At 72.2% G+C, this 18,944-nt stretch carries 18 protein-coding genes and 1 pseudogene; 9 read left to right on the top strand and 10 right to left on the bottom strand.

The window, feature by feature from the left end; genetic code table 11:
• Positions 1–67: 67 nt before the first annotated feature.
• Positions 68–1,057: pseudogene (locus tag OG624_RS18980) on the top strand (glycoside hydrolase family 26 protein); the annotation flags it as partial.
• 26 nt (positions 1,058–1,083) lie between these two features.
• Here the strand turns inward: OG624_RS18980 and OG624_RS18975 are convergent.
• From OG624_RS18975 to OG624_RS18965, 3 genes are read right to left on the bottom strand one after another with little or no spacing between them, the layout of a single operon-like run.
• On the bottom strand, positions 1,084–1,587 hold the full coding sequence (locus OG624_RS18975) for a hypothetical protein (RefSeq protein ID WP_033223714.1): 504 nt from the start codon (positions 1,585–1,587) through the stop codon (positions 1,084–1,086).
• A gap of 44 nt (positions 1,588–1,631) precedes the next feature.
• Positions 1,632–2,252 (bottom strand): response regulator, encoded by a 621-nt coding sequence (locus OG624_RS18970; protein ID WP_030009243.1) that lies wholly within the window; start codon positions 2,250–2,252, stop codon positions 1,632–1,634.
• Positions 2,249–3,415, bottom strand: coding sequence for a sensor histidine kinase (locus OG624_RS18965; protein ID WP_033223603.1), 1,167 nt, complete (start codon positions 3,413–3,415; stop codon positions 2,249–2,251). Before OG624_RS18965 ends, OG624_RS18970 begins: the two co-directional genes overlap by 4 nt.
• A gap of 303 nt (positions 3,416–3,718) precedes the next feature.
• Here OG624_RS18965 and OG624_RS18960 point away from each other — a divergent pair, with 303 nt between their 5' ends.
• Both OG624_RS18960 and OG624_RS18955 read left to right on the top strand, forming a co-directional pair.
• The gene (locus OG624_RS18960) at positions 3,719–4,285 is read left to right on the top strand and encodes a GlcG/HbpS family heme-binding protein (protein WP_033223605.1); all 567 of its coding nucleotides are present in this window, start codon (positions 3,719–3,721) and stop codon (positions 4,283–4,285) included.
• 32 nt (positions 4,286–4,317) lie between these two features.
• The gene (locus OG624_RS18955) at positions 4,318–5,727 is read left to right on the top strand and encodes a M1 family metallopeptidase (protein WP_371639618.1); all 1,410 of its coding nucleotides are present in this window, start codon (positions 4,318–4,320) and stop codon (positions 5,725–5,727) included.
• 51 nt (positions 5,728–5,778) lie between these two features.
• On the opposite strand, the gene OG624_RS18950 is transcribed toward OG624_RS18955, so the two are convergent.
• On the bottom strand, positions 5,779–6,297 hold the full coding sequence (locus tag OG624_RS18950) for a GNAT family N-acetyltransferase (protein WP_033223608.1): 519 nt from the start codon (positions 6,295–6,297) through the stop codon (positions 5,779–5,781).
• Positions 6,298–6,393: 96 nt separating this feature from the next.
• Positions 6,394–6,969 (bottom strand): TerD family protein, encoded by a 576-nt coding sequence (locus OG624_RS18945; RefSeq protein WP_033223609.1) that lies wholly within the window; start codon positions 6,967–6,969, stop codon positions 6,394–6,396.
• A gap of 188 nt (positions 6,970–7,157) precedes the next feature.
• Here OG624_RS18945 and arfB point away from each other — a divergent pair, with 188 nt between their 5' ends.
• Positions 7,158–7,583, top strand: a complete 426-nt coding sequence (arfB, locus tag OG624_RS18940) for an alternative ribosome rescue aminoacyl-tRNA hydrolase ArfB (RefSeq protein WP_033223611.1) — start codon at positions 7,158–7,160, stop codon at positions 7,581–7,583.
• Between the two features lie 54 nt (positions 7,584–7,637).
• Here arfB and OG624_RS18935 read toward each other — a convergent pair whose 3' ends face one another.
• Positions 7,638–8,207: a flavin reductase family protein gene (locus tag OG624_RS18935; protein WP_244290882.1), complete on the bottom strand. Its 570-nt coding sequence runs from the start codon at positions 8,205–8,207 to the stop codon at positions 7,638–7,640.
• A 302-nt stretch (positions 8,208–8,509) separates the two neighbouring features.
• Between OG624_RS18935 and cdgB the strand changes: the two genes are divergently transcribed.
• Both cdgB and OG624_RS18925 read left to right on the top strand, forming a co-directional pair.
• Positions 8,510–10,276: a diguanylate cyclase CdgB gene (cdgB, locus tag OG624_RS18930; RefSeq protein ID WP_266352295.1), complete on the top strand. Its 1,767-nt coding sequence runs from the start codon at positions 8,510–8,512 to the stop codon at positions 10,274–10,276.
• Between the two features lie 68 nt (positions 10,277–10,344).
• Positions 10,345–11,352 carry a CBM35 domain-containing protein gene (locus OG624_RS18925; RefSeq protein ID WP_033223614.1) on the top strand — a complete coding sequence of 336 codons (1,008 nt, stop codon included), beginning with the start codon at positions 10,345–10,347 and terminating at the stop codon, positions 11,350–11,352.
• 194 nt (positions 11,353–11,546) lie between these two features.
• Here OG624_RS18925 and OG624_RS18920 read toward each other — a convergent pair whose 3' ends face one another.
• From OG624_RS18920 to OG624_RS18910, 3 genes are all read right to left on the bottom strand, one after another.
• Complete coding sequence (locus OG624_RS18920) at positions 11,547–12,473, bottom strand: 1-phosphofructokinase family hexose kinase (RefSeq protein ID WP_371639617.1); 927 nt, start codon at positions 12,471–12,473, stop codon at positions 11,547–11,549.
• Positions 12,474–12,585: 112 nt separating this feature from the next.
• Complete coding sequence (nagA, locus tag OG624_RS18915; RefSeq protein WP_033223617.1) at positions 12,586–13,737, bottom strand: N-acetylglucosamine-6-phosphate deacetylase; 1,152 nt, start codon at positions 13,735–13,737, stop codon at positions 12,586–12,588.
• Entirely contained in the window at positions 13,737–14,669 is a 933-nt protein-coding gene (locus OG624_RS18910) for an ROK family protein (protein ID WP_033223618.1), read from the bottom strand. Before OG624_RS18910 ends, nagA begins: the two co-directional genes overlap by 1 nt.
• Before the next feature lie 176 nt (positions 14,670–14,845).
• Between OG624_RS18910 and OG624_RS18905 the strand changes: the two genes are divergently transcribed.
• From OG624_RS18905 to otsB, 3 genes are read left to right on the top strand one after another with little or no spacing between them, the layout of a single operon-like run.
• Positions 14,846–16,144 (top strand): extracellular solute-binding protein, encoded by a 1,299-nt coding sequence (locus tag OG624_RS18905; RefSeq protein WP_033223620.1) that lies wholly within the window; start codon positions 14,846–14,848, stop codon positions 16,142–16,144.
• 47 nt (positions 16,145–16,191) lie between these two features.
• A complete protein-coding gene (locus OG624_RS18900) occupies positions 16,192–16,428 on the top strand; it encodes a DUF3263 domain-containing protein (protein WP_030031449.1) in 237 nt (78 codons plus the stop codon).
• Positions 16,429–16,467: 39 nt separating this feature from the next.
• Positions 16,468–17,316 (top strand): trehalose-phosphatase, encoded by an 849-nt coding sequence (gene otsB / locus OG624_RS18895; protein WP_033223622.1) that lies wholly within the window; start codon positions 16,468–16,470, stop codon positions 17,314–17,316.
• A 151-nt stretch (positions 17,317–17,467) separates the two neighbouring features.
• Here otsB and OG624_RS18890 read toward each other — a convergent pair whose 3' ends face one another.
• Positions 17,468–18,901 carry an alpha,alpha-trehalose-phosphate synthase (UDP-forming) gene (locus tag OG624_RS18890; protein WP_033223624.1) on the bottom strand — a complete coding sequence of 478 codons (1,434 nt, stop codon included), beginning with the start codon at positions 18,899–18,901 and terminating at the stop codon, positions 17,468–17,470.
• Between the last annotated feature and the right edge of the window lie 43 nt (positions 18,902–18,944).

The following is an 18,944-nucleotide window of genomic DNA, read 5'->3' as shown; positions in this document are numbered from 1 at the left end:
GGGTCGGCGGGTGCGGTGCCTAACGTCGCTGGCAGACACATCGGTGCACGAGGCCTGTGGAGGTGTCATGTCCCGTTTGGGCCGCTGGCTGGCGGGGGCCTGCGCGAGTACGGTCGCCGTCGGCCTGCTCATCTCGGGGAGCGCCCACGGCGGGCGGTCGCCGCGGGAGGGGGCCGGGGGTGGTGCGGGGGCCGAGGTCCCCGAGGTCGCCGTGGGCGCCTATCTCCACTACGGCTCGCCCGGTGTCGAGCGGATGCGGGAACTGTCGAAGTGGCTCGGCGGTACCGAGCTGCGCGCCGGGCACACCTACCTGCCCGGGGACACCTGGGCGAACATCGAGGGGGCACCCGATTCGCTGCGCACCTGGGCGCGGTGGCGCGGGGAGAAGGCCGATCGACTGTTCGTGCTGAACGTGCCCATGCAGGAGCGCAACGAGGCGGGTGTTCCCGACGACCGGGTCGCCGAGCTGATCCGCTCCGGGGCGCGGGGTGCCAACGACCACCACTTCCGGCGGCTGGCGACGCGTCTGGTCGAGCTGGGGGTGCCGGACACGGTGATCGTGCTCGGTTGGGAGATGAACGGCTTCAACTACACGCACCGTTGCCGGCCCGATCCCGAGAGCTGGAAGACGTACTGGCGGCGCGTCGTGGCTGCCATGCGCTCGGTGGAGGGGCAGCGGTTCCGGTTCGACTACGCCCCCAACCGTGGCGGTGACGCGATCGCCTGGACCAGCTGCTATCCGGGTGACGACGTGGTCGACGTCATCGGCATGGACTCCTACGACCAGGAGCCCGGCCGTACCTTCGACGAGCAGGTCACCCAGCCCTACGGACTCCAGCAGCAGGTCGATTTCGCGCGGGCCCACGGCAAGCGGATCTCGTACCCCGAGTGGGGGCTGTTCCGGCACGGCGACAATCCCGCGTACGTACGGGGCATGCTGGCCTGGTTCGCCGAGCACGAGCCGCTCTACCACAGCATCACCGACTACTGCCCGCACGGCGTGTGGCAGTGCGGGCAGAATCCGCGCTCCGCGCAGGTGTTCCGGGAGTCCCTGTCCGCCGGGTGACCGGGATCCCGGTCGGGCTACGCCGGGACGCGGGGGAAGCGGGCCTGGAGGGTCCAGATGGCCGGGTTGTCGGCGAGGCCGTCGTGCATGTCGATCAGGTCCGCGATGACGTCGTGCAGGAAGTCGCGGGCCTCGCGGCGCAGCAGGCGGTGGCTGAAGGTCAGCGGGGCCTCCTCGGCCGGCATCCAGTCGGCCTCGACGTCGACCCACCCGAAGCGGCGCTCGAAGAGCATCCGGTCCGTGGACTCGGTGAAGTCGAGCTCGGCGTACTGCCGGTTGGCGGAGCGGTTGCCGCGGGGGTCCTTGTCGAGCTGCTCGACGATGTCGCACAGCGCCCAGGCGAAGTCCAGTACGGGCACCCATCCCCAGGCTGTGGACACTTCCCGGTCCGCGGTGGTGTCGGCGAGGTACACGTCCCCGCAGAACAGGTCGTGCCGCAGGGTGTGGACGTCCGCGGAGCGGTAGTCGGTCTGCGGGGGGTCCGGGAAACGCCGGGAGAGGGAGTAGCCGATGTCGAGCACGTAGCTGATGGTGTCACGGGTATCGGGGCCGTTCACCTCCGGTGTCAGGGCAGGAGGCGCTGTTCCTTGGCGACGGAGACGGCGCCCGCGCGGGTGTCGACGCCGAGCTTGTCGTAGATGCGGCCCAGGTGGGTCTTGACGGTGGCCTCGCTGATGAACAGGGCGCGGGCGATGTCTCGGTTGCCCAGGCCGCGGGCCAGCTGGCCGAGGATGTCGAGTTCGCGGTCGGTGAGGGTGGGGCGGGTGCCGCGCATGTGGGCCATGACCCGGCTGGCGACCGGCGCGGACAGGGTGGTGCGGCCTTGGGCCGCGGAGTGGATGGCGGCGAAGAGTTCCTCCGGGCGTTCGGCCTTGAGGAGGTAGCCGGTGGCGCCCGCGCCGATCGCGCGGGTGATGTCCGCGTCGGTGTCGTAGGTGGTCAGGACCAGGACGTGCGGGGGGCGGGGGAGGGCGGTGATGCGGCGGGTGGCTTCGACGCCGTCGATGCCCTCGCCCAGCTGGAGGTCCATCAGGACCACGTCGGGGTGGAGTTTCGCGGCGAGGGCGACGGCTTCCTCGCCGCTGCCCGCCTCGCCGAGGACCTCGATGTCGGGTTCGCTGCCGAGCAGGGCCAGGAGTCCGGCGCGGACCACGACGTGGTCGTCGCAGAGGAGGATCGTGGTCATGGGGCCGGCTCCAGGGGGATGGCCGCGGAGAGGACGGTGCCCTCGCCCGGCGTGGATTCGATCGTCAGGGTGCCGCCGAGCTGGCGGACGCGGGCCCGCATGGCCGGGAGGCCGTGGCCGCGTCCGGCCGTGTCGGTGCGGGGCTCGGTGAAGCCGTGGCCGTCGTCGGCGATGTCCAGGACGACCTGGTCGCCCAGGAAGCTCAGGGTGAGTGCGGCCGTACGGGCGCCGGAGTGCTCGCGGACGTTGGCCAGCGCGCCCTGGGCTATGCGCAGCAGGGCGGACTGGACGCGGTCGGGGAGTGGGGCGGGGGTGCCTTCGAGGTGGAAGCGGACCTCGATGTCCGGGCCGGCGTCGAGGGAGCGCAGGGCTTCGGCGAGGCCGGCGCCGTCGGCGAGCTCGGAGGGGGCCAGGTCGTGGACGAGCCGGCGGGCTTCGGCGAGGCCGTGCGCGGCGATGCCGGTGGCGGTACGGACGTGCGCGCGGGCGGTGGCCGGGTCGCTGTCCCAGGTGCGGTCCGCGGCTTGGAGCAGCATCTGCTGGCTGGACAGGTTCTGGGCGAGGGTGTCGTGGATCTCCATGGACAGCCGCTGCCGTTCGGCGAGGGTGCCTTCGCGGCGTTCGGTGGCGGCCAGCTCGCGGCGGGTGCGGATCAGGTCGTCGATGAGGGTGCGCTGGGCCTGGGCCTGGCGCTCCATGTGGACGAAGACGGCGGTGGCGAGGGCGGCGACGGCGGGCGGGGCGAGGAGGAGGTTGGGGTCGAAGGACTTGGCCAGCTGGAGCTGGGCGATCACCACGAAGGTGGTGAGGAGGGCCACGAGGACGACGGCGGCGCGCGGGGGGAGGGTGCGCAGGGCGGTGAAGAACAGCGGTACGGCGCACCAGGCGAAGCTCGGCGCGAGGACGACGAGGACCGTCCAGGTGGTGACGACCAGGCCGAGCCACAGGAGCCGCCGGGCGGTGGGGGCGGCGCCGAGGGCGGGGCCGAGGACGTAGAGCAGGGCCAGGGTGACGCTGAGGGCGATGATCCACGGGGTGCGGGGTTCGCCGGGGTGGCGGAGCAGGAAGCGGACCACGGAGGCGCCGAGGAGCAGGAAGAACGCGGTGTGGGCGACGGTGGTCAGCGTGCGGGTGTCGTCGCGCGGCGGGGCGGGGTGGCTCACCGGTTGCTCCTGATGTGCGGGTTCGCGTTCATTGTCGCCCGCGGCGCCGTTGCCGGGGCGCCGCCCCGGACCCCGCGCCTCAAACGCCGGCGGGGCTGATTCTTTCCGCGCCGGAGGCGATGCGCATCGACCGATCGGATGACCCCCGGGTCAGCCGGTGCGGTGGGTGGGGCGAGCCGGTACGGGGACGGGGGGTGGGGGGTTTCGGGCCGAGGCTTGGAGCAGTGAAGGAGCCGGTCCGACCGGCCCGGACCGACCCGATGCCGACCCCGTGCCACCGTGCCACCGTTCTCAGGAGCAGAGATGAACACCCGCACCCGCGTTCTCACCGGTACCGCCCTCGCCGTCGCCCTGGGCGCCGGAGCCTTCGGTGCCGTGAGCGCCAGCGCGACCCCCGCCTCCGACGTCGCCGCGGCGTCCGTCGCCTCGGTCTCCTCGAAGAAGGACGGGCCGGCCGACAAGAACTTCACCACGACGACGCACCTCACCGTCGATGCCGCGACCCGCGCCGCCCAGGCCGCGCTGAAGGCCGCCGAGTCGGAGAACCAGAAGGTGACGGTCGCCGTCGTCGACCGCAACGGCAACACCATCGTCACCCTGCGCGGCGACGGCGCGGGTCCGCAGTCCTACGACTCGGCGCAGCGCAAGGCCTTCACCGCCGTGTCCTGGAACGCGCCGACCTCGGTGCTCGTGGGCCGCCTCGCCCAGACCCCGAACCTGAAGGACATCCCCGGCACCCTCTTCCTCGGCGGTGGCACCCCGGTGCAGGCGAACGGCGCGCCCGTCGCCGGTATCGGTGTGGCCGGTGCCCCGAGCGGTGACCTGGACGAGAAGTTCGCCAAGGCGGGCGTGGACGCGCTCGGCAAGTAGCCCGCGGAGCCCGGCCGCCTAGGATCGAGTGCGTGGAACTCCGCGCGCTCTCCCGCTTCGCCGCCCCCGCCGTCGCCGCCCTGCTCGCCCTCACCACGGGGTGTACGGGAGACACGGTGCAGGGGCGGCCGGGTGCGTCGGGGCTGCGTGATCCGTACTTCCCTCGGGCCGGGAACGGCGGCTACCAGGTCGACCACTACGCGCTGGACCTGGACTACGACCCCGCCGACGGGCAGCTGCGCGGTACGGCCGTGATCACCGCCCGCGCCGAGCAGGGGCTCAGCTCCTTCAACCTGGACTTCAGCGGTCTGAAGGTCGAGGGCGTGACCGTCCAGGGCGAGGGGGCCCGGTACAACCGGACCGGCAACGAGCTGACGGTGCGCCCCGCCGAGGACCTGGAGAAGGGCGAGGTCTTCCGTACGGAGGTCGAGTACAGCGGGAAGCCGAAGCCCCTCGCGGATCCGGACGGCTCCGAGGAGGGCTGGATCACCCTGCGGGACGGCGCGGTCGCGGTCGGCGAGCCGCTCGGTTCGATGACCTGGTTCCCCGGCAACCACCACCCCAGTGACAAGGCCACGTACGACATCACGCTCACCGTTCCGCGCGGCTACGAGGCGGTGTCGAACGGCGAGCTGCGTTCCCGCGTCGAGGGGACGGACGGGCGGACGGTGTTCGCGTGGCACAGCCCGGAGCCGATGGCGAGCTATCTGGCGACCGCCGCCATCGGGCGGTACAAGGTGACGACCGGGCGGACGCCGTCGGGGGTCGGCCTCTACAGCGCGGTGGCGCCCGGTGAGGACGTGGCCGGTGGCGGTGCGCTCGCGCGGATGCCGGAGATCGTGGAGTGGGGCAGCGGCCGGTTCGGCCCGTATCCCTTCGCCTCGGCGGGTGCGATCGTACTGCCCGCCGGGACGCTCGGCTACGCGCTGGAGACCCAGGGCCGGCCCGTCTACCCCGGTGCGCCGAGCGAGGAGCTCGTCGTGCACGAGCTCGCGCACCAGTGGTTCGGCGATTCGGTGTCGCCGAAGTCGTGGAAGGACATGTGGCTCAACGAGGGTTTCGCGACCTACGCCGAGTGGCTGTGGGCCGAGGACCACGGCGGGCCCACGGCGCAGGAGCACTTCGATGCCTTCCGGACCGGTGACACGGACGTCGACGAGGAGGCCGACGGCGACTGGGCGGCGTTCCCGCCGGCCGACCCGCCCGGGCCGAAGGACATCTCCGCGCACCCGGTGTACTACCGCGGCGCGATGGTCCTGCACCGGATGCGGCAGGAGGTGGGCGACGAGAAGTTCTTCGCCCTGGTGCGTGGTTGGGCCGAAGACCATCGCCACAAGAACGCGAGCACGGCCGACTTCACCGCCTACGCCGAGGAGAAGACGGGGCGGGACCTGAAGAAGGTCTGGGACGTGTGGTTGTACGGGAAGGCTCGCCCCGCGTAGGGACGGGGTCTCCGCGACGGGTTCCGCGACAGGTTCCGTGACAGGGACCCGCTACGGGGCTTCGAGCGGTTTGCGCAGCACGGTGCAGTCGCGGCCCATCTCGCGGTCCTTGGCCCGGCGCAGGGGGAGGTACCCCTGGGACTGCCAGAAGGCGAGGGCCTCGGGGTTGTTGTCGAGTACGGCGATCCGTACGCCCGTGCGTCCGGCGGCGCGGAAGCGGTCCTCGACCAGGGTGGCCACGGCGCGGCCGTGTCCCTCGCGGTGCGCGGTGGCGTCGATGAGCAGCAGGCCGATCCACGGGTCCGGGTCGTCGGCGGCGGGTGCCCGCGCGAGCGTGGCTGCCAGCCCGACGAGGCGGCCGGCGGACCGGGCGAGGAGCACCTCGGCGCTGTCGTGGGCGAGTTCGCCGGCGAGTGCTTCGGCGACCTGTTCGACCGTGATGCGGTTCGGGTCGGGGAAGTCGCCGCTGAGTTCGAAGAAGGCGTGGTTCGTCGCGTAGAGGGCGGCGATCTCGGTGAGCACCGGGCCGGGAAGGGCGCCGTCGACGGGGACGAGCGGTTGCAGGATCACCTGTCGAACGGTAGCGAAACCCCCTCCCCGGACGGCCGGGAGGGGGATTCGCCCGCGCTGGTGTCCGGCGGGTGCCGGACCTCGCGGTCCTGGGACTCAGACGTTGACGCCGAAGTCCTGCGCGATGCCGGTGAGGCCGGAGGCGTAACCCTGGCCGACCGCGCGGAACTTCCACTCGGCGCCGTTGCGGTAGAGCTCGCCGAAGACCATGGCGGTCTCGGTGGCCGCGTCCTCGGAGAGGTCGTAGCGGGCGATCTCGGCGCCGCCGGCCTGGTTCACGACGCGGATGTACGCGTTGCGGACCTGGCCGAAGTTCTGGCTGCGGGCCTCGGCGTCGTAGATCGAGACCGGGAAGACGATCTTGTCCACGTCGGCCGGCAGGCCGGCGAGGTTGACGTTGATGGCCTCGTCGTCGCCCGCGCCCTCGCCGGTGCGGTTGTCACCGGTGTGGACGATGGTCTGGTCCGGGGTGGACTTGTTGTTGAAGAAGACGAAGTGGCCGTCGGAGACGACCTTGCCCGTCGGGTTGACCGCGATCGCCGAGGCGTCGAGGTCGAAGTCGACACCGGTCGTCGTACGGACGTCCCAGCCGAGGCCGACCGTGACGGCAGTGAGGCCCGGGGCCTCCTTCGAGAGCGAGACGTTGCCGCCCTTGGACAGGCTGACAGCCATGGGAATGTCCCTTTCCTCATCCAACATGCACGTACAGGCGGTCAAACTACCGCTGCCCCCTATAACGCGACGAGAGGCCGGTCGGGTTCCCGTCGTGAATTGTCCGTGACGGCGAATCTCGGCGAGCCGTACGCGCGGGGCGGTAAATACGGGTGACGGCGGCCGGGGCGGGGGCGGATCATAGGGGCATGCCTGGTCCCTATGTCATCCGCGGTTCGGTCGTGCTCCCCGAGGGAGAGCTCGCCTGGCGGTTCTCGCGTTCCTCGGGGCCCGGCGGTCAGCACGTGAACACCTCGGACTCGCGCGCGGAGCTGCTGTTCGACCTGGCGGCCACCAAGGCGCTGCCCGAGGTGTGGAAGGAGCGGGCGCTGGAGCGGCTCGCGGGCAAGCTGGTGGACGGGGTCGTGACCGTACGGGCCTCCGAGCACCGCTCGCAGCTGCGCAACCGGGAGATGGCGCTGGTCCGGCTGGCCTCGTTGCTGGCCGAGGCGACGGCGCCGCCGCCGAAGCAGCGCCGGGCGACGAAGATCCCGCGCGGGATCAACGAGCGCCGGCTGCGGGAGAAGAAGGCGCGGGCCGAGACCAAGCGGGGCCGCACGGGCCGGGACTGGTAGCCTCCGACCGTGCCCGTCTTACGCGTCCTACCCGCCCTGGCAGCCCCACGGGCCCTACGAGCCCAGGTGCCGGTAGCGCCCGCGGAAGTACGTGAGCGGCTGCCCGTCCGGGGACGGCAGGCCGGCCGTCAGGACCCGGCCGACGACCAGGGTGTGGTCGCCCGCCTCGACGCGGTTCTCCGTACGGCATTCCAAGGTGGCCAGCGCGCCGCTCAGCAGGGGTGCGCCGGAGGCCTCGCCGCGTACGTGGGGAAGGTCGGCGAAGAGCAGCCGGTCGCTGATCCGGCCCTTCATCGCGAAACGGCCCGCCACCTGCAGCTGGTGGTCGGCGAGGACCGACACCGCCCACAGGGGCTGTTCCGCGAGCAGGTCGTCCATCCGGGAGCCCTCGCGCAGGCTCACCAGGACCAGCGGCGGGTCCAGGGACACGGACATGAAGGCGGTCGCCGTCATGCCGACGTCCTCGCCGCGCGGGCCGTTCGCCGTCAGCGGGGGCTCGTGCGCGGTGATCAGGCACACGCCCGCCGCCAGCCGGGACATCGCGGCCCGGAACTCGTCATTGCTCACTCCCTCAGCATGGGGGGTTACGTGGGACGCGGTGGGTACGGGGGTCGTCTTCAGCACGGTGAAACGCTAATCTCGCCCTTCCGCGTCGCACATCGGGCCTTGGTCCGAGTCGCGTCCCCGCCCCTTGGCCTAGGCCCGGGCGTATCGTTTGCTCTCGGAAATGGGAGGGAGCGCTCCCAGTCGTGCACGACCCCACAGCGCACCGATATTCACCTGATGTGACTTGAGTCACAGAGGGCAAGATTTGTTGACCCTGTGTACCTGCCGCACAGCTCACTGTGATTCAGTGGACGGGACACCGCAACGAAACGCCGATGACAAACCTGGAGTTGCTGTCGAGGTCTCGGGGAGAGCGAGCAATGGAGACCGAGTCGGAGCCGTACGTCCGTCTTGCGACCCTGCGGCAGCTGCACCGGGTGGTGGCCGAGCTCAATACGGCCCGGAGCCTGGCGGACACTCTGCAGACCGTCGTGGACGGCATCGTCGTGGGCCTCGGCTACGAACTCGCCTGTGTCAACCTCGTTCGCCCGGACGGTGATCTCGTCGTCGCCGCCTTCGCCGGCGACCCCGCCGCGGAGGCCCTCATCACCGGCCGCGTCGGCTCCCGCGCCTCCTGGGAACGCCGCCTGACGATGGGTGAGAACTGGGACGGGCTCAGGTTCATCCCGCACACCGAGGGCTGGGTCCTCATGGAGGACGACGTCCCCCAGTGGCACACCGACGGCCCCGATCCGCGGTTCGAGGACGAGTGGCACCCCGAGGACCGGCTCTACGCCCCCATGTATGCGTCCGGCGGGGAACTTCTGGGTGTCATTTCGGTGGACAGACCGCGCAACGGCCGCCGGCCCGGCGCCTGGGGCCGCGAAGCACTGCAGATGTACGCCTTCCAGGCGGCGATTGCGATCAGCAATGCCAGGCTCCGGGCGAACATGCAGCGCGCCCTCGTCCGGCTGGAGCGCGAGCAGCAGGCGCTGCGGGCCAGTGAAGAGTCGTTCCGCCAGGCCTTCGAGTACGCGCCCAGCGGTATGGCCATCGCCGAGATGGGCGGGGACCAGCACGGCCGGCTGCTGCGGACCAACGACGCGCTGTGCCGGCTGCTCGGCCGGCCCGCCTCCGTCCTGCGCCGCTACTCCTTCTCCGACCTGGTCCACCCCGAGGACATCGGCACCCTGCTGCGCACCTCCGCCGAGGGCGGCCGGGCCGAGCTGCGCCTGGGCCGCCGCGACGGCACGTATGTATGGGTCTCGCTGCGCAACTCCGTCGTCGCCGACGCCGCCGACGGGCCCCGGTTCCTGCTCACGCACGTCGAGGACATCGAGGAGCGCAAGCGGCACGAGCTCCAGCTCGCCCACCGGGCCAGCCACGACTCGCTGACCGGCCTGCCCAACAGCGCCGAACTGCGGGCCCGACTCGGCGCCCGGCTGTGCCGTAGGCCACAGTCCGTACGGGCCAGCGCCATCGAGGCGCTGGACGCGGCCTTCGAAGGGCGGGACGGATACGACGGCCACGCGGCGCACGGCGGCCACGCGGCGCACGCCGGACACGACGGGCACCCGGTGGGGGCGGAGGCGGGTGGTGCCGGTGAGCACGGGTTTCAGGTCGACGGCCCCGACCGGTACCCCGGGGCCGACCCCTTCGAATTCCCCGGAGCACCGCCCGCCCCCTCGGACGGTCCGTACGACCACCACGTGCACACGGTGGCGCCCGCGACCGACATCGACGACGGGACGAAGGGGCTCGCGGTCCTCTTCTGCGACCTCGACGGCTTCAAGTCGATCAACGACCGGTTCGGGCACCACACCGGCGACGCGGTCCTGATCGAGGTCGCCCGGCGGTTGACGACCGGCGTCAGGGACGGTGACACCGTCGCCCGGCTGGGTGGTGACGAATTCGTCGTCCTGGCCGACGGCCTGGGTGCCGCCGACGCCGCCGACCTCGCGGTCCGGCTGCGCAACGCGATCATCCCGCCGATCCGGGTGGACGGCCGTGCGGTGCGGGTCGGGGCCAGTTTCGGCATCGGCTGGGCCAGCTGCGGGATGTCCGCCGACGAGGTGCTGCGCTCCGCGGACCAGCGGATGTACATCGAGAAAAGGTCCCGGTCGAAGGCCCATCGCCGGGCGGGATGATCCGGTCTGCCGCTCGTGGGTGCACGTGTTCGGGGTAGGCTCCCGTGGGTCGAAAGGAGTGACCTGCGATGACGACGCCCGCGAACAACGGCCCGCACGGTGGGGCGAACAAGCCCGAGGACGACGATCCGTTCGGCTACCTGTACGAGGACGGCCAGGCGGCCGGAGCGACCTCGCCCCTGTCGGGTGGTGGATACGGCTACCCCGGCGCGTCGGCCGGTGGTCACCCCGGTCCCCAGCCGGGCGTCCCCCGCACCTCGCACCACCAGGTGCGTACGGTCGGCGAGCGCAGGAACGGCGGCCAGCGCGGCCCCGTCCCGCAACAGCAGGGCCCTGGCTACCAGGCCCAGTACCAGGCTCCGGAGGCGCTCCAGGCGGGCGGCTACGCCGTTCCGGCACAGCAGACGCAGACGGTCGCGCAGCCGGGCGGTCACGGCGGTGGTCGTGGCGGTGGCGGATCCAGCCGGCGCGGTCTGCTGATCGCGGCCGTCGCCGTGGTCGCGGTGGTCGTGATCGGCATCGTCGCGGCCCTGCAGTTCGGCGACAAGGACAAGGGCAAGGGCAAGGACGAGGCCTCCACGGGCGGCGGCCAGCAGTCGGCGGCCCCCCAGAACCCGGCCAGCCAGGCCCCGAGCGCGAAGCCGTCGCAGGCTCAGCTGCCCAAGGCGGACTTTGCCGGCAGCGGCATGTCCCTCACGGGCGGTGCAATGCTGCAGAACACGGTGCCGGGCGCGAAGAGCGAGGGCGGCCAGTACGTGGGCGGTCTCAACACGCCGGGCGCGGCGGCCACCTGGTCGCTGGAGGTACCCAAGGCGGGCAAGTACAAGCTGAAGATGACCTACGGGGTGCCGGGCAAGGACGCCAACACCACGCTGACCATCAACGGCGAGGCGCAGACCCGGCCGGTCAACATGGCGAACTTCTCCAAGGCCGCCGCGGGCGACTGGGCCAAGGGCTGGACCAACACCTACTCGCTGGTGGACCTCAAGCAGGGCGCCAACACGATCAAGATCTCATGCGAGGCGGGCAACCAGTGTGAGGTCGTCCTCGACCAGCTCTGGCTGGAGCAGGGCTGATTCCCCGCGCGACCTTCACCGACCCCCGTACCTGCTCTCAGGTGCGGGGGTCGCATTCTCCCGGCACGCCGGGGCCGCTCGTCGGGCAGGGCCCACAGTGGTGGTGCGTAGCTCCGGACCCGTACCCGGGCACGAAGACGACACCGGCGCCGACGGCGTCGATCAGCGCCGCACCGCGACAGATTGACGCACGATCAGGGAATCGCCACTCCCGTGGCGCAGACGGCGCCCCGAAGCTCCTCGTAGACACCGAGGTCGAACGCTCCTGCCGTCGGGGCGAGGACCGTGGCCGCCGAGAGGGCGACGGCGCGGCTGAGGCGTTCCGGCCAGTCCAGGCCCTCCGCGAGCGCGGACAGCAGGCCGGCGACCGCGGAGTCCCCGGCTCCGGTGGGGTTGCCGGACAGGCGGCGTGGCGGGGCCGCCTGCCAGGCGCCCTCGGCGGTGGCGGCCAGCAGGCCGTCCGGGCCGAGCGAGGTGACCACCGCGTGGGCGCCCCGGCGGCGGGCGTCGCGGGTGGCGGGCAGCGGGTCGCGGGATCCGGTGAGCTCGGCCAGTTCGACGGCGTTCGGCTTGATGATCTCCGGGCGGGCGGCGACACCGCGGCGCAGGGCCTCGCCACTGGTGTCCAGGAGGACGGGCACCCCGGCGGCCCGGGCCGACCGTACGAGCAGCGCGTACGCGCCCACCGGCACGCCGGGCGGGAGGCTGCCGCACAGGGCGACGGCGCGGGCGCCGCGCACCAGGTCCTCGTAGTGCGCGAGGAACCGGGACCACTCCGCGGCGGTGATCGGCGGGCCCGGCTCGTTGAACTGCGTGGTGTCGCCGGAGGTCGCGTCGGCCACCGCGACCGTGCGGCGGGTGTTGCCGGAGCAGGGCACCAGGGCGTCGACCACCCCGGGGGAGTGTGCGAGCAGCCCCCGTACGACGGAGCCGATCGGGCCGCCCGCGAAGCCGGTCGCGGTGACCTCGTGGCCGAGGGCGGCCAGGACGTGGGCGACGTTGATCCCCTTGCCGCCGGCGCGTTCGGTGACGGCGGAGACCCGGTGCGAGGCGTGCGGGAGCAGGCGCGGCACTTGGTACGTGACGTCGAGCGCGGTGTTGAGCGTCACGGTAAGGATCATGGGCACTCCCGGGTCTGATGCTGCCGGGATCATGCCAAACACACGGCGGTCGGCCCAGTCCTGGGGCCGGCCGTTTTCCCTGTGTGCGGCCGCTCGGCCGTCAGATCGGTGGTCAGGAGGCCGGGTTGACGATCCATTCGCCGCGCCGCATGACGCCCTTCAGGTCGAACGCGGCGTCCAGCACGACGAGGTCCGCGTACTTGCCGGGCTCCAGCGAGCCGATCTCGTCGTACAGGCCGATCAGCTTGGCCGGGTTGGCGGAGATCGCCTGGACCACGGACTCCACGGGCAGCTTGTCGAGGGTCACCGAGCGCTTGAAGGCGGTGTCCAGGGTCAGCGTGGAGCCGGCGATGGAGCCGCCCTCCACCAGGCGGGCCACACCGTGCTTGACCTCGACCTCCAACGGGCCGAGGTGGTAGGTCCCGTCGCCGAAGCCGGCCGCGTCCATCGCGTCGGTGATCAGCGCGACGCGGTGCGCGCCCGCGTGGTGGAAGGCCAGTTCCAGGGCCGCCGGGTGCAGGTGGGTGCCGTCGTTGATGAGTTCGACGGTGATCCGCTCGTCCTCCAGCAGCGCGGCGATCGGGCCGGGTTCGCGGTGGGCGAGGGGCGGCATCGCGTTGAAGAGGTGGGTGGCCACGGTCGCGCCCGCGTCGATGGCCGCGCGCGTCTGCTCGTAGGTGGCGTCCGTGTGGCCGATCGCCGCGATGACCCCGTGCTCGGCGAGCAGTCGTACGGAGTCCAGGCCGCCCGGCAGTTCGGTGGCGAGGGTGAACATGCGGGCGGCGCCGTGCGCGGCGTCGATCAGCTTGCGCACCTCGGCCGGGTCGGGGTCGCGCAGCAGGTCCTCCTTGTGCGCACCCTTGCGGCAGGGGTTGATGAACGGCCCCTCGAAGTGGATGCCGGCGATCTCGCCCGCCTGCGTCAGCTCGGCGAGCAGGGCGGCGCGGCGGGCCAGTTCGTCCAGGTCGCCGGTGACGGTGGAGGCGACCAGGGTGGTGGTGCCGTGCTCGCGGTGGGTGCGGACGCCCTTCAGGACGTCCTCGGCGGTGCCGGAGGTGAACGAGGCGCCACCGCCACCGTGGTTGTGCATGTCGACGAAGCCGGGGACGATCCAGTGCCCGGACAGGTCGACGACCTCGGCGCCCTCGTGGGCGCTGCCGGCGATCCGGTCGCCGTCGACGATGACCCTGCCGCCCGCCACCGTTCCGGTGGGCAGCACCACCCTGGCGCCCGAAAGAACAGTGCTGTGTGCGCTTCCGGACATCAGGCCGGTACCTCCGTGGCGAGTAGGTCCCAGGCGAGCAGCCCTGCGCCCAGGCATCCGGCGGTGTCCCCGAGGGCCGCCGGCACGATGTGGGGGAGCCGCTGGAACGTCACGCGCTCCTCCACGGCCGTCCGTAGTGGTGTGAACAAGGTTTCCCCGGCCTCCGCGAGCCCGCCACCGATGATCAGCGTGCGGGGGTCCAGCAGGGTGATGGCGGTGACCAGTCCGTCGGCGAGGGCCCCGACGGCGGCCAGCCAGACCTCCTGGGCGCGTGTGTCCCCGGAGGCGACGGCCTCGGCGCAGTCGGCGGCGTCGGCCTCCGGGTCGCCGGAGGCGGCCGCCCAGGCGCGGCTGACGGCCGCGGCGGAGGCGAGGGTCTCCAGGCAGCCGCGCTGGCCGCAGCCGCATGCGGGGCCGCCCGGGCGGACCACGATGTGCCCGATCTCGCCCGCGTAGCCGTGGGCGCCTGCCTCGATGCGGCCGGCGATGCCGATGGCTCCGGCGATGCCGGTGCCGAGGGGGACGAACAGGAAGCGGTCGGCGCCCCGGCCGGCGCCGATGCGACCCTCGGCGAGTCCGCCCGTGCGCACGTCGTGGCCGAGGGCCACGGGGATGCCCCCGAGGCGTCCGCCGAGCAGGGCGCGCATCGGTACGTCGCGCCAGCCCAGGTTCGCCGCGTAGACGGCGATGCCGTTCTCGGCGTCGACGATGCCCGGGACGGCGACGCCGGCGGCCGATGCGGACCGTCCGAAGCGTTCCCGGCCGGTGTCGAGCAGCTCGGCGGCGAAGTCCTGGATCGTCTCGACGACGGCGTCGGGGCCCCGCTCGCGGCCGGTGGCCCGGCGCGCCTCGTGGAGCAGGGTGCCGTCGTCGGCGACGAGGGCGGCCTTCATCCCGGTGCCGCCCACATCGAGGGCGATGACGTGTTTCACGGATTTCACAGAGACAGTCTCGCGTGCTCGGCGGGGAAAGGTCTAGTCCAATGAGGGAGATTGTTGAGCGGCCATACAAATTCGGGACCCCGGTCGGGAGCCCGATGTGGACGAGCCGCCAAAGTGGTGTAGACCTTACGTGGATCGTACGTACAAGAAAGGGTGGATGGAGAACTGTGAAGGGCCGTTACCTGAGCCTGGCCGCTTCCGGCGCCGCGCTGTGCCTGACTGCCGTGACGCTGACGGGCTGCGGAGCCATCGGCGGACTCACCGGAGACAACGAGGTGACCCTCCGGGTCGTGGCGGCCGACTACGGGGACAATCCGCAGAACTCCTCCGAGGCCTACTGGAAGGACCTCGCCGCGAACTTCGAGAAGGCCAACCCCGGCACGAAGGTCGAGGTCAGCGTCTACTCCTGGTCCGAGGTCGACGCCAAGGTCGCCGAGATGGTCAAGGCCGGCAAGGCCCCCGACATAGCCCAGATCGGCGCCTACTCCGACTACGCGGCCGCCGGCAAGCTGTACTCGGCGGAGGAGCTGCTCTCCGTGAAGACCGAGGCCGACTTCCTCGGCCCGCTCGCCGACGCCGGCAAGGTCAAGCAGGTCCAGTACGGCATGCCCTTCGTCTCCAGCACCCGGCTGCTCTTCTACAACGAGAAGCTCCTCGCCGACGCCGGCGTGATCGGCAAGGACGCCAAGGGCTGGCAGCCGAAGAGCTGGGCGGACCTCGAAGCCGCCGCCAAGAAGCTCAAGGCCGCGAACGTGCCCACCCCCTTCGCGGTCCCGCTGGGCCGCGAGGAGGCGCAGGCCGAGACGATGATGTGGATGCTCGCGGGCGGTGGCGGCTACACCGACAACGAGGAGTCGTACGCGATCGACTCCGCCCCCAACGTCAAGGCGCTGGAGTTCCTGCGGGACAAGATGGTCGGCCAGGGGCTGACCGGACCCGTGGAGCCCGGCAAGCTGGACCGGCAGGCCGCCTTCGAGGGCTTCACCAAGGGCGAGGTCGGCATGCTCAACGGGCACCCGACACTGCTCAAGCAGGCCGCCGCCAAGGGCGTGAAGTTCGGCATGGTGCCGCTGCCCACCGCCGACGGCAGCGACCAGCCCGCGATGGGCGTCGCGGACTGGGTCATGGCCTTCAAGAACGGCCACCGCCAGCAGTCCGGCAAGTTCCTGGACTTCCTGTACCAGCCGAAGAACGTGACGGCCTTCACCGAGAAGTACGACCTGCTTCCCGCCACCACCAGCGGCTACCAGGCCAAGCAGGCCGCCACCGGCGGCTCGTCCGCGCAGCTGAAGCCCTTCCTCACGGCCCTGCCCAGCTCCCGGCTGTACCCGGTCGGCAAGAAGTCCTGGGCGGGCGTCAGCGAGGACATCAAGCAGAACATCGGCAAGACCGTCCAGCCCGGCGGACAGCCCGCGAAGGTCCTGGAGCAGATCGCCACGGCCGCCCGCGCGTCCGACCCGCGCTGAGCGGTGGCGGCGGGCCGACTGTCGGAGCACGGCGTTAATCTGGCGGTATGACGGACGAGGGGCAGCTGACGGCCACGGAGGCCGCGGTGCTCGCGTACGAGGGACGTACCTGGCCCGGGCCCGGAGCCAAGGAACGGGCCATACGGGAAGGGCTGGGGATGACCCCCGTCCGCTACTACCAGCTGCTCAACGCGCTCATGGACGACCCACGGGCGCTGGCCCACGCCCCGGGCACGGTCAACCGGCTGCGCAGGATCCGAGAGGCGCAGCGAGCCCGGCGATAGCCGTAGCCGTCCCACGGCCGGCCCGTTAGGGTCGTGCGTATGGGGAGCCATCCGCACGACCTGCCGATGCCCGTCACCGCTGCCGGACGCGAGGGACTCGAAGCCCTCCTCCGCACACCTCGCCGGTCCGTGGTCGCCCTGGACTTCGACGGCACCCTCGCCGACATCGTCCCGGACCCGGACCAGGCCAGAGCCCACCCCGGAGCCGTCCCGGCCCTGTCCGCACTCGCCCCCGAGGTCGACTCGGTGGCCGTGATCACGGGCCGGCCGGCGGGCGTCGCCGTCCGCTACGGGGGCTTCGCCGGGGTCCCCGGCCTGCAGCACCTGGTCGTCCTCGGCCACTACGGAGCCGAACGGTGGGACGCCGTCAGCGGCATCGTCCACGCGCCCGCCGAGCACCCCGGGGTGGCGGCGGTCCGGGCGGAGCTGCCGGGGTTCCTGGACTCGATCGGGGCCTGGCGCGGCACCTGGATCGAGGAGAAGGGCCGGGCGCTGGCCGTCCACACCCGGCGGGCCGAGGATCCGGCGGCCGCCTTCGCGGCGCTGCGGGAGCCGCTGGCGGACCTCGCGGCGCGGCACGGGCTGATGGTCGAGCCGGGGCGGGCGGTGCTGGAGCTTCGGCCGCCGGGCATGGACAAGGGCGTCGCCCTGACCGAGTTCCTGGCGGAGCGGGACGCGGAGGCGGTGCTGTACGCGGGCGACGACCTGGGTGACCTGGCGGCGTTCGCGGCGGTGGAGAAGGGCCGTACGGACGGCCTGCCGGGGCTGCTGGTGTGCAGTGGCTCCGCGGAGGTCCCCGAGCTCGCCGCGCGGGCCGACCTGGTACTCCCCGGCCCGGGCCCGGTCGCCGCCTTCCTGGCCCAGCTGGCCGCGGCCCTGCGGTCCTGACCGTCCGTTGCCGGGGGGTCCGCCCCCGAACCCCCGCGCCTCGAACGCCGGCGAGGCTGGATGTGAGCCGTCGCCGCCGGAGAATTCAGCCCCTCCGGCGTTTGAGGAGCGGGGTCCGGGGCGGAGCCCCGGCAGCGGCGCCGCAGGATGGTCAGTCGGTCAGGGCCGAGAGCTGGGCCGTGAACCAGGCCGCCGGGGGGAGGGACGTCGCCGCCGCGGCGAGGCGCTTGGTGCGTTCCGTGCGCTCCGGCACCGGCATCGCCAGCGCCGCGTGCAACGCCTCCGCCGTCTGCGTCACGTCGTACGGGTTCACCGTCAGCGCGTCCTGGCGGAGCTCCTCGTACGCCCCCGCCCCCGTCGACAGCACCAGCACGCACCCCGCCTCCGACACCACCGGGATCTCCTTCGCCACCAGGTTCATCCCGTCCCGCACCGGATTCACCAGCGCCACGTCCGCCAGCCGGTACGCCGCCAGCGAGCGTTCGAAGTCGTCCTTCACCGACACCAGCACCGGCTGCCAGTCCTCCGTACCGAACTCCTCGTTGATCTCCGCCGCCAGGTCCCGCACCGACTGCGTGTAGTCCTGGTACACCTTCAGGTCCTGCCGCGAGGGGTACGCCGACGCCAGGTGGATCACCCGGCCCCGCCACTGCGGGCGGGTGGTCAGGAGCTCCCGGTAGGCCAGCAGGCCGCGCAGGATGTTCTTCGACAGCTCGGTGCGGTCCACGCGGACGATCGTCCGCAGGCCGTCCACCTCCGCCCGCAGCTCCGCCAGCTTGGCGTTCACCTCCGGCCGGTGCGCCAGCGCCCGCAGTTCGTCCCCGTCCACGCCCAGCGGGTACGCCCGTACCCGTGTGGTGCGGGTGGGCCACACCGAGTAGCGCTGGTGCTCCACCACCGAGCCCTCGCGCACCTCGGACCGCCCCCACGCGTCGTCGAGCCGCGCCGACCCCAGGAACTCGGCCGCCCACGCCTCGGTGTGGAAACCGAGCACGTCCGCGCCGAGCATGCCCCACAGCAGGGTCTCGCGGACCGTGTCCGGCAGCATGGCGAGATAGCCCGGCGCCGCCCACGGGGTGTGCGTGAAGTGCGCGATCCGCAGGTCGGGACGGAGCACCCGCAGCAGTCCGGGCACCAGGGCCAGGTGGTAGTCCTGCACCAGCACCTGCGCGCCCTCTGCGGCCTCCTCGGCCAGGGCCTCGGCGAAGGCCTGGTTGTAGCGCTCGTAGGACTCCCACCGCTTGCGGAACTCCGCGTCGAAGACCGGCTCGCGCGGGACGTCGTACAGGTGGTGGTGCGTGAACCACAGCACAGAGTTGGCGATGCCGTTGTACGCGTCGTCGTACATCGTGGGATCGATGTCCAACATCCGGACGCCCGGTTCGCTCACGCCCCGGCGGACCGCCTCCCGGTCCGCGTCCGACAGCGCCGCGCAGATCCACAGGGCCCCTGGCTGCTCGGCGAGGGCCGCGGAGAGTCCGGAGACGAGACCGCCCCCGCCGCGCCGGGCGCTGAGCGCACCGTCCTGGGCGAGGGCGTAGGAGAGGGGGCCGCGGTTCGCTGCGACGAGCACCTGGGAAGCCATGCCGCCAAACCTAGCCCGGCCCGACCCCGCTCAAACCGTACGT

Source organism: Streptomyces virginiae (assembly GCF_041432505.1).
GTDB lineage: Bacteria > Actinomycetota > Actinomycetes > Streptomycetales > Streptomycetaceae > Streptomyces > Streptomyces virginiae_A.
The sequence above is the reverse complement of the archived record's forward strand: the minus strand, read 5'-3'. Positions and strand labels throughout refer to the sequence as shown.

What these genes read in the sequence shown, in the direction of transcription:
- OG624_RS18945 (WP_033223609.1), bottom strand. Translation starts at nt 6,969, where the DNA reads ATGGCTGTCAGCCTGTCCAAGGGCGGCAACGTCTCGCTCTCGAAGGAG.
- OG624_RS18900 (WP_030031449.1), top strand. Translation starts at nt 16,192, where the DNA reads ATGACGGACGAGGGGCAGCTGACGGCCACGGAGGCCGCGGTGCTCGCG.
- arfB (WP_033223611.1), top strand. Translation starts at nt 7,158, where the DNA reads ATGCCTGGTCCCTATGTCATCCGCGGTTCGGTCGTGCTCCCCGAGGGA.
- OG624_RS18960 (WP_033223605.1), top strand. Translation starts at nt 3,719, where the DNA reads ATGAACACCCGCACCCGCGTTCTCACCGGTACCGCCCTCGCCGTCGCC.
- cdgB (WP_266352295.1), top strand. Translation starts at nt 8,510, where the DNA reads ATGGAGACCGAGTCGGAGCCGTACGTCCGTCTTGCGACCCTGCGGCAG.
- otsB (WP_033223622.1), top strand. Translation starts at nt 16,468, where the DNA reads ATGGGGAGCCATCCGCACGACCTGCCGATGCCCGTCACCGCTGCCGGA.
- nagA (WP_033223617.1), bottom strand. Translation starts at nt 13,737, where the DNA reads ATGTCCGGAAGCGCACACAGCACTGTTCTTTCGGGCGCCAGGGTGGTG.
- OG624_RS18920 (WP_371639617.1), bottom strand. Translation starts at nt 12,473, where the DNA reads ATGATCCTTACCGTGACGCTCAACACCGCGCTCGACGTCACGTACCAA.
- OG624_RS18970 (WP_030009243.1), bottom strand. Translation starts at nt 2,252, where the DNA reads ATGACCACGATCCTCCTCTGCGACGACCACGTCGTGGTCCGCGCCGGA.
- OG624_RS18890 (WP_033223624.1), bottom strand. Translation starts at nt 18,901, where the DNA reads ATGGCTTCCCAGGTGCTCGTCGCAGCGAACCGCGGCCCCCTCTCCTAC.
- OG624_RS18925 (WP_033223614.1), top strand. Translation starts at nt 10,345, where the DNA reads ATGACGACGCCCGCGAACAACGGCCCGCACGGTGGGGCGAACAAGCCC.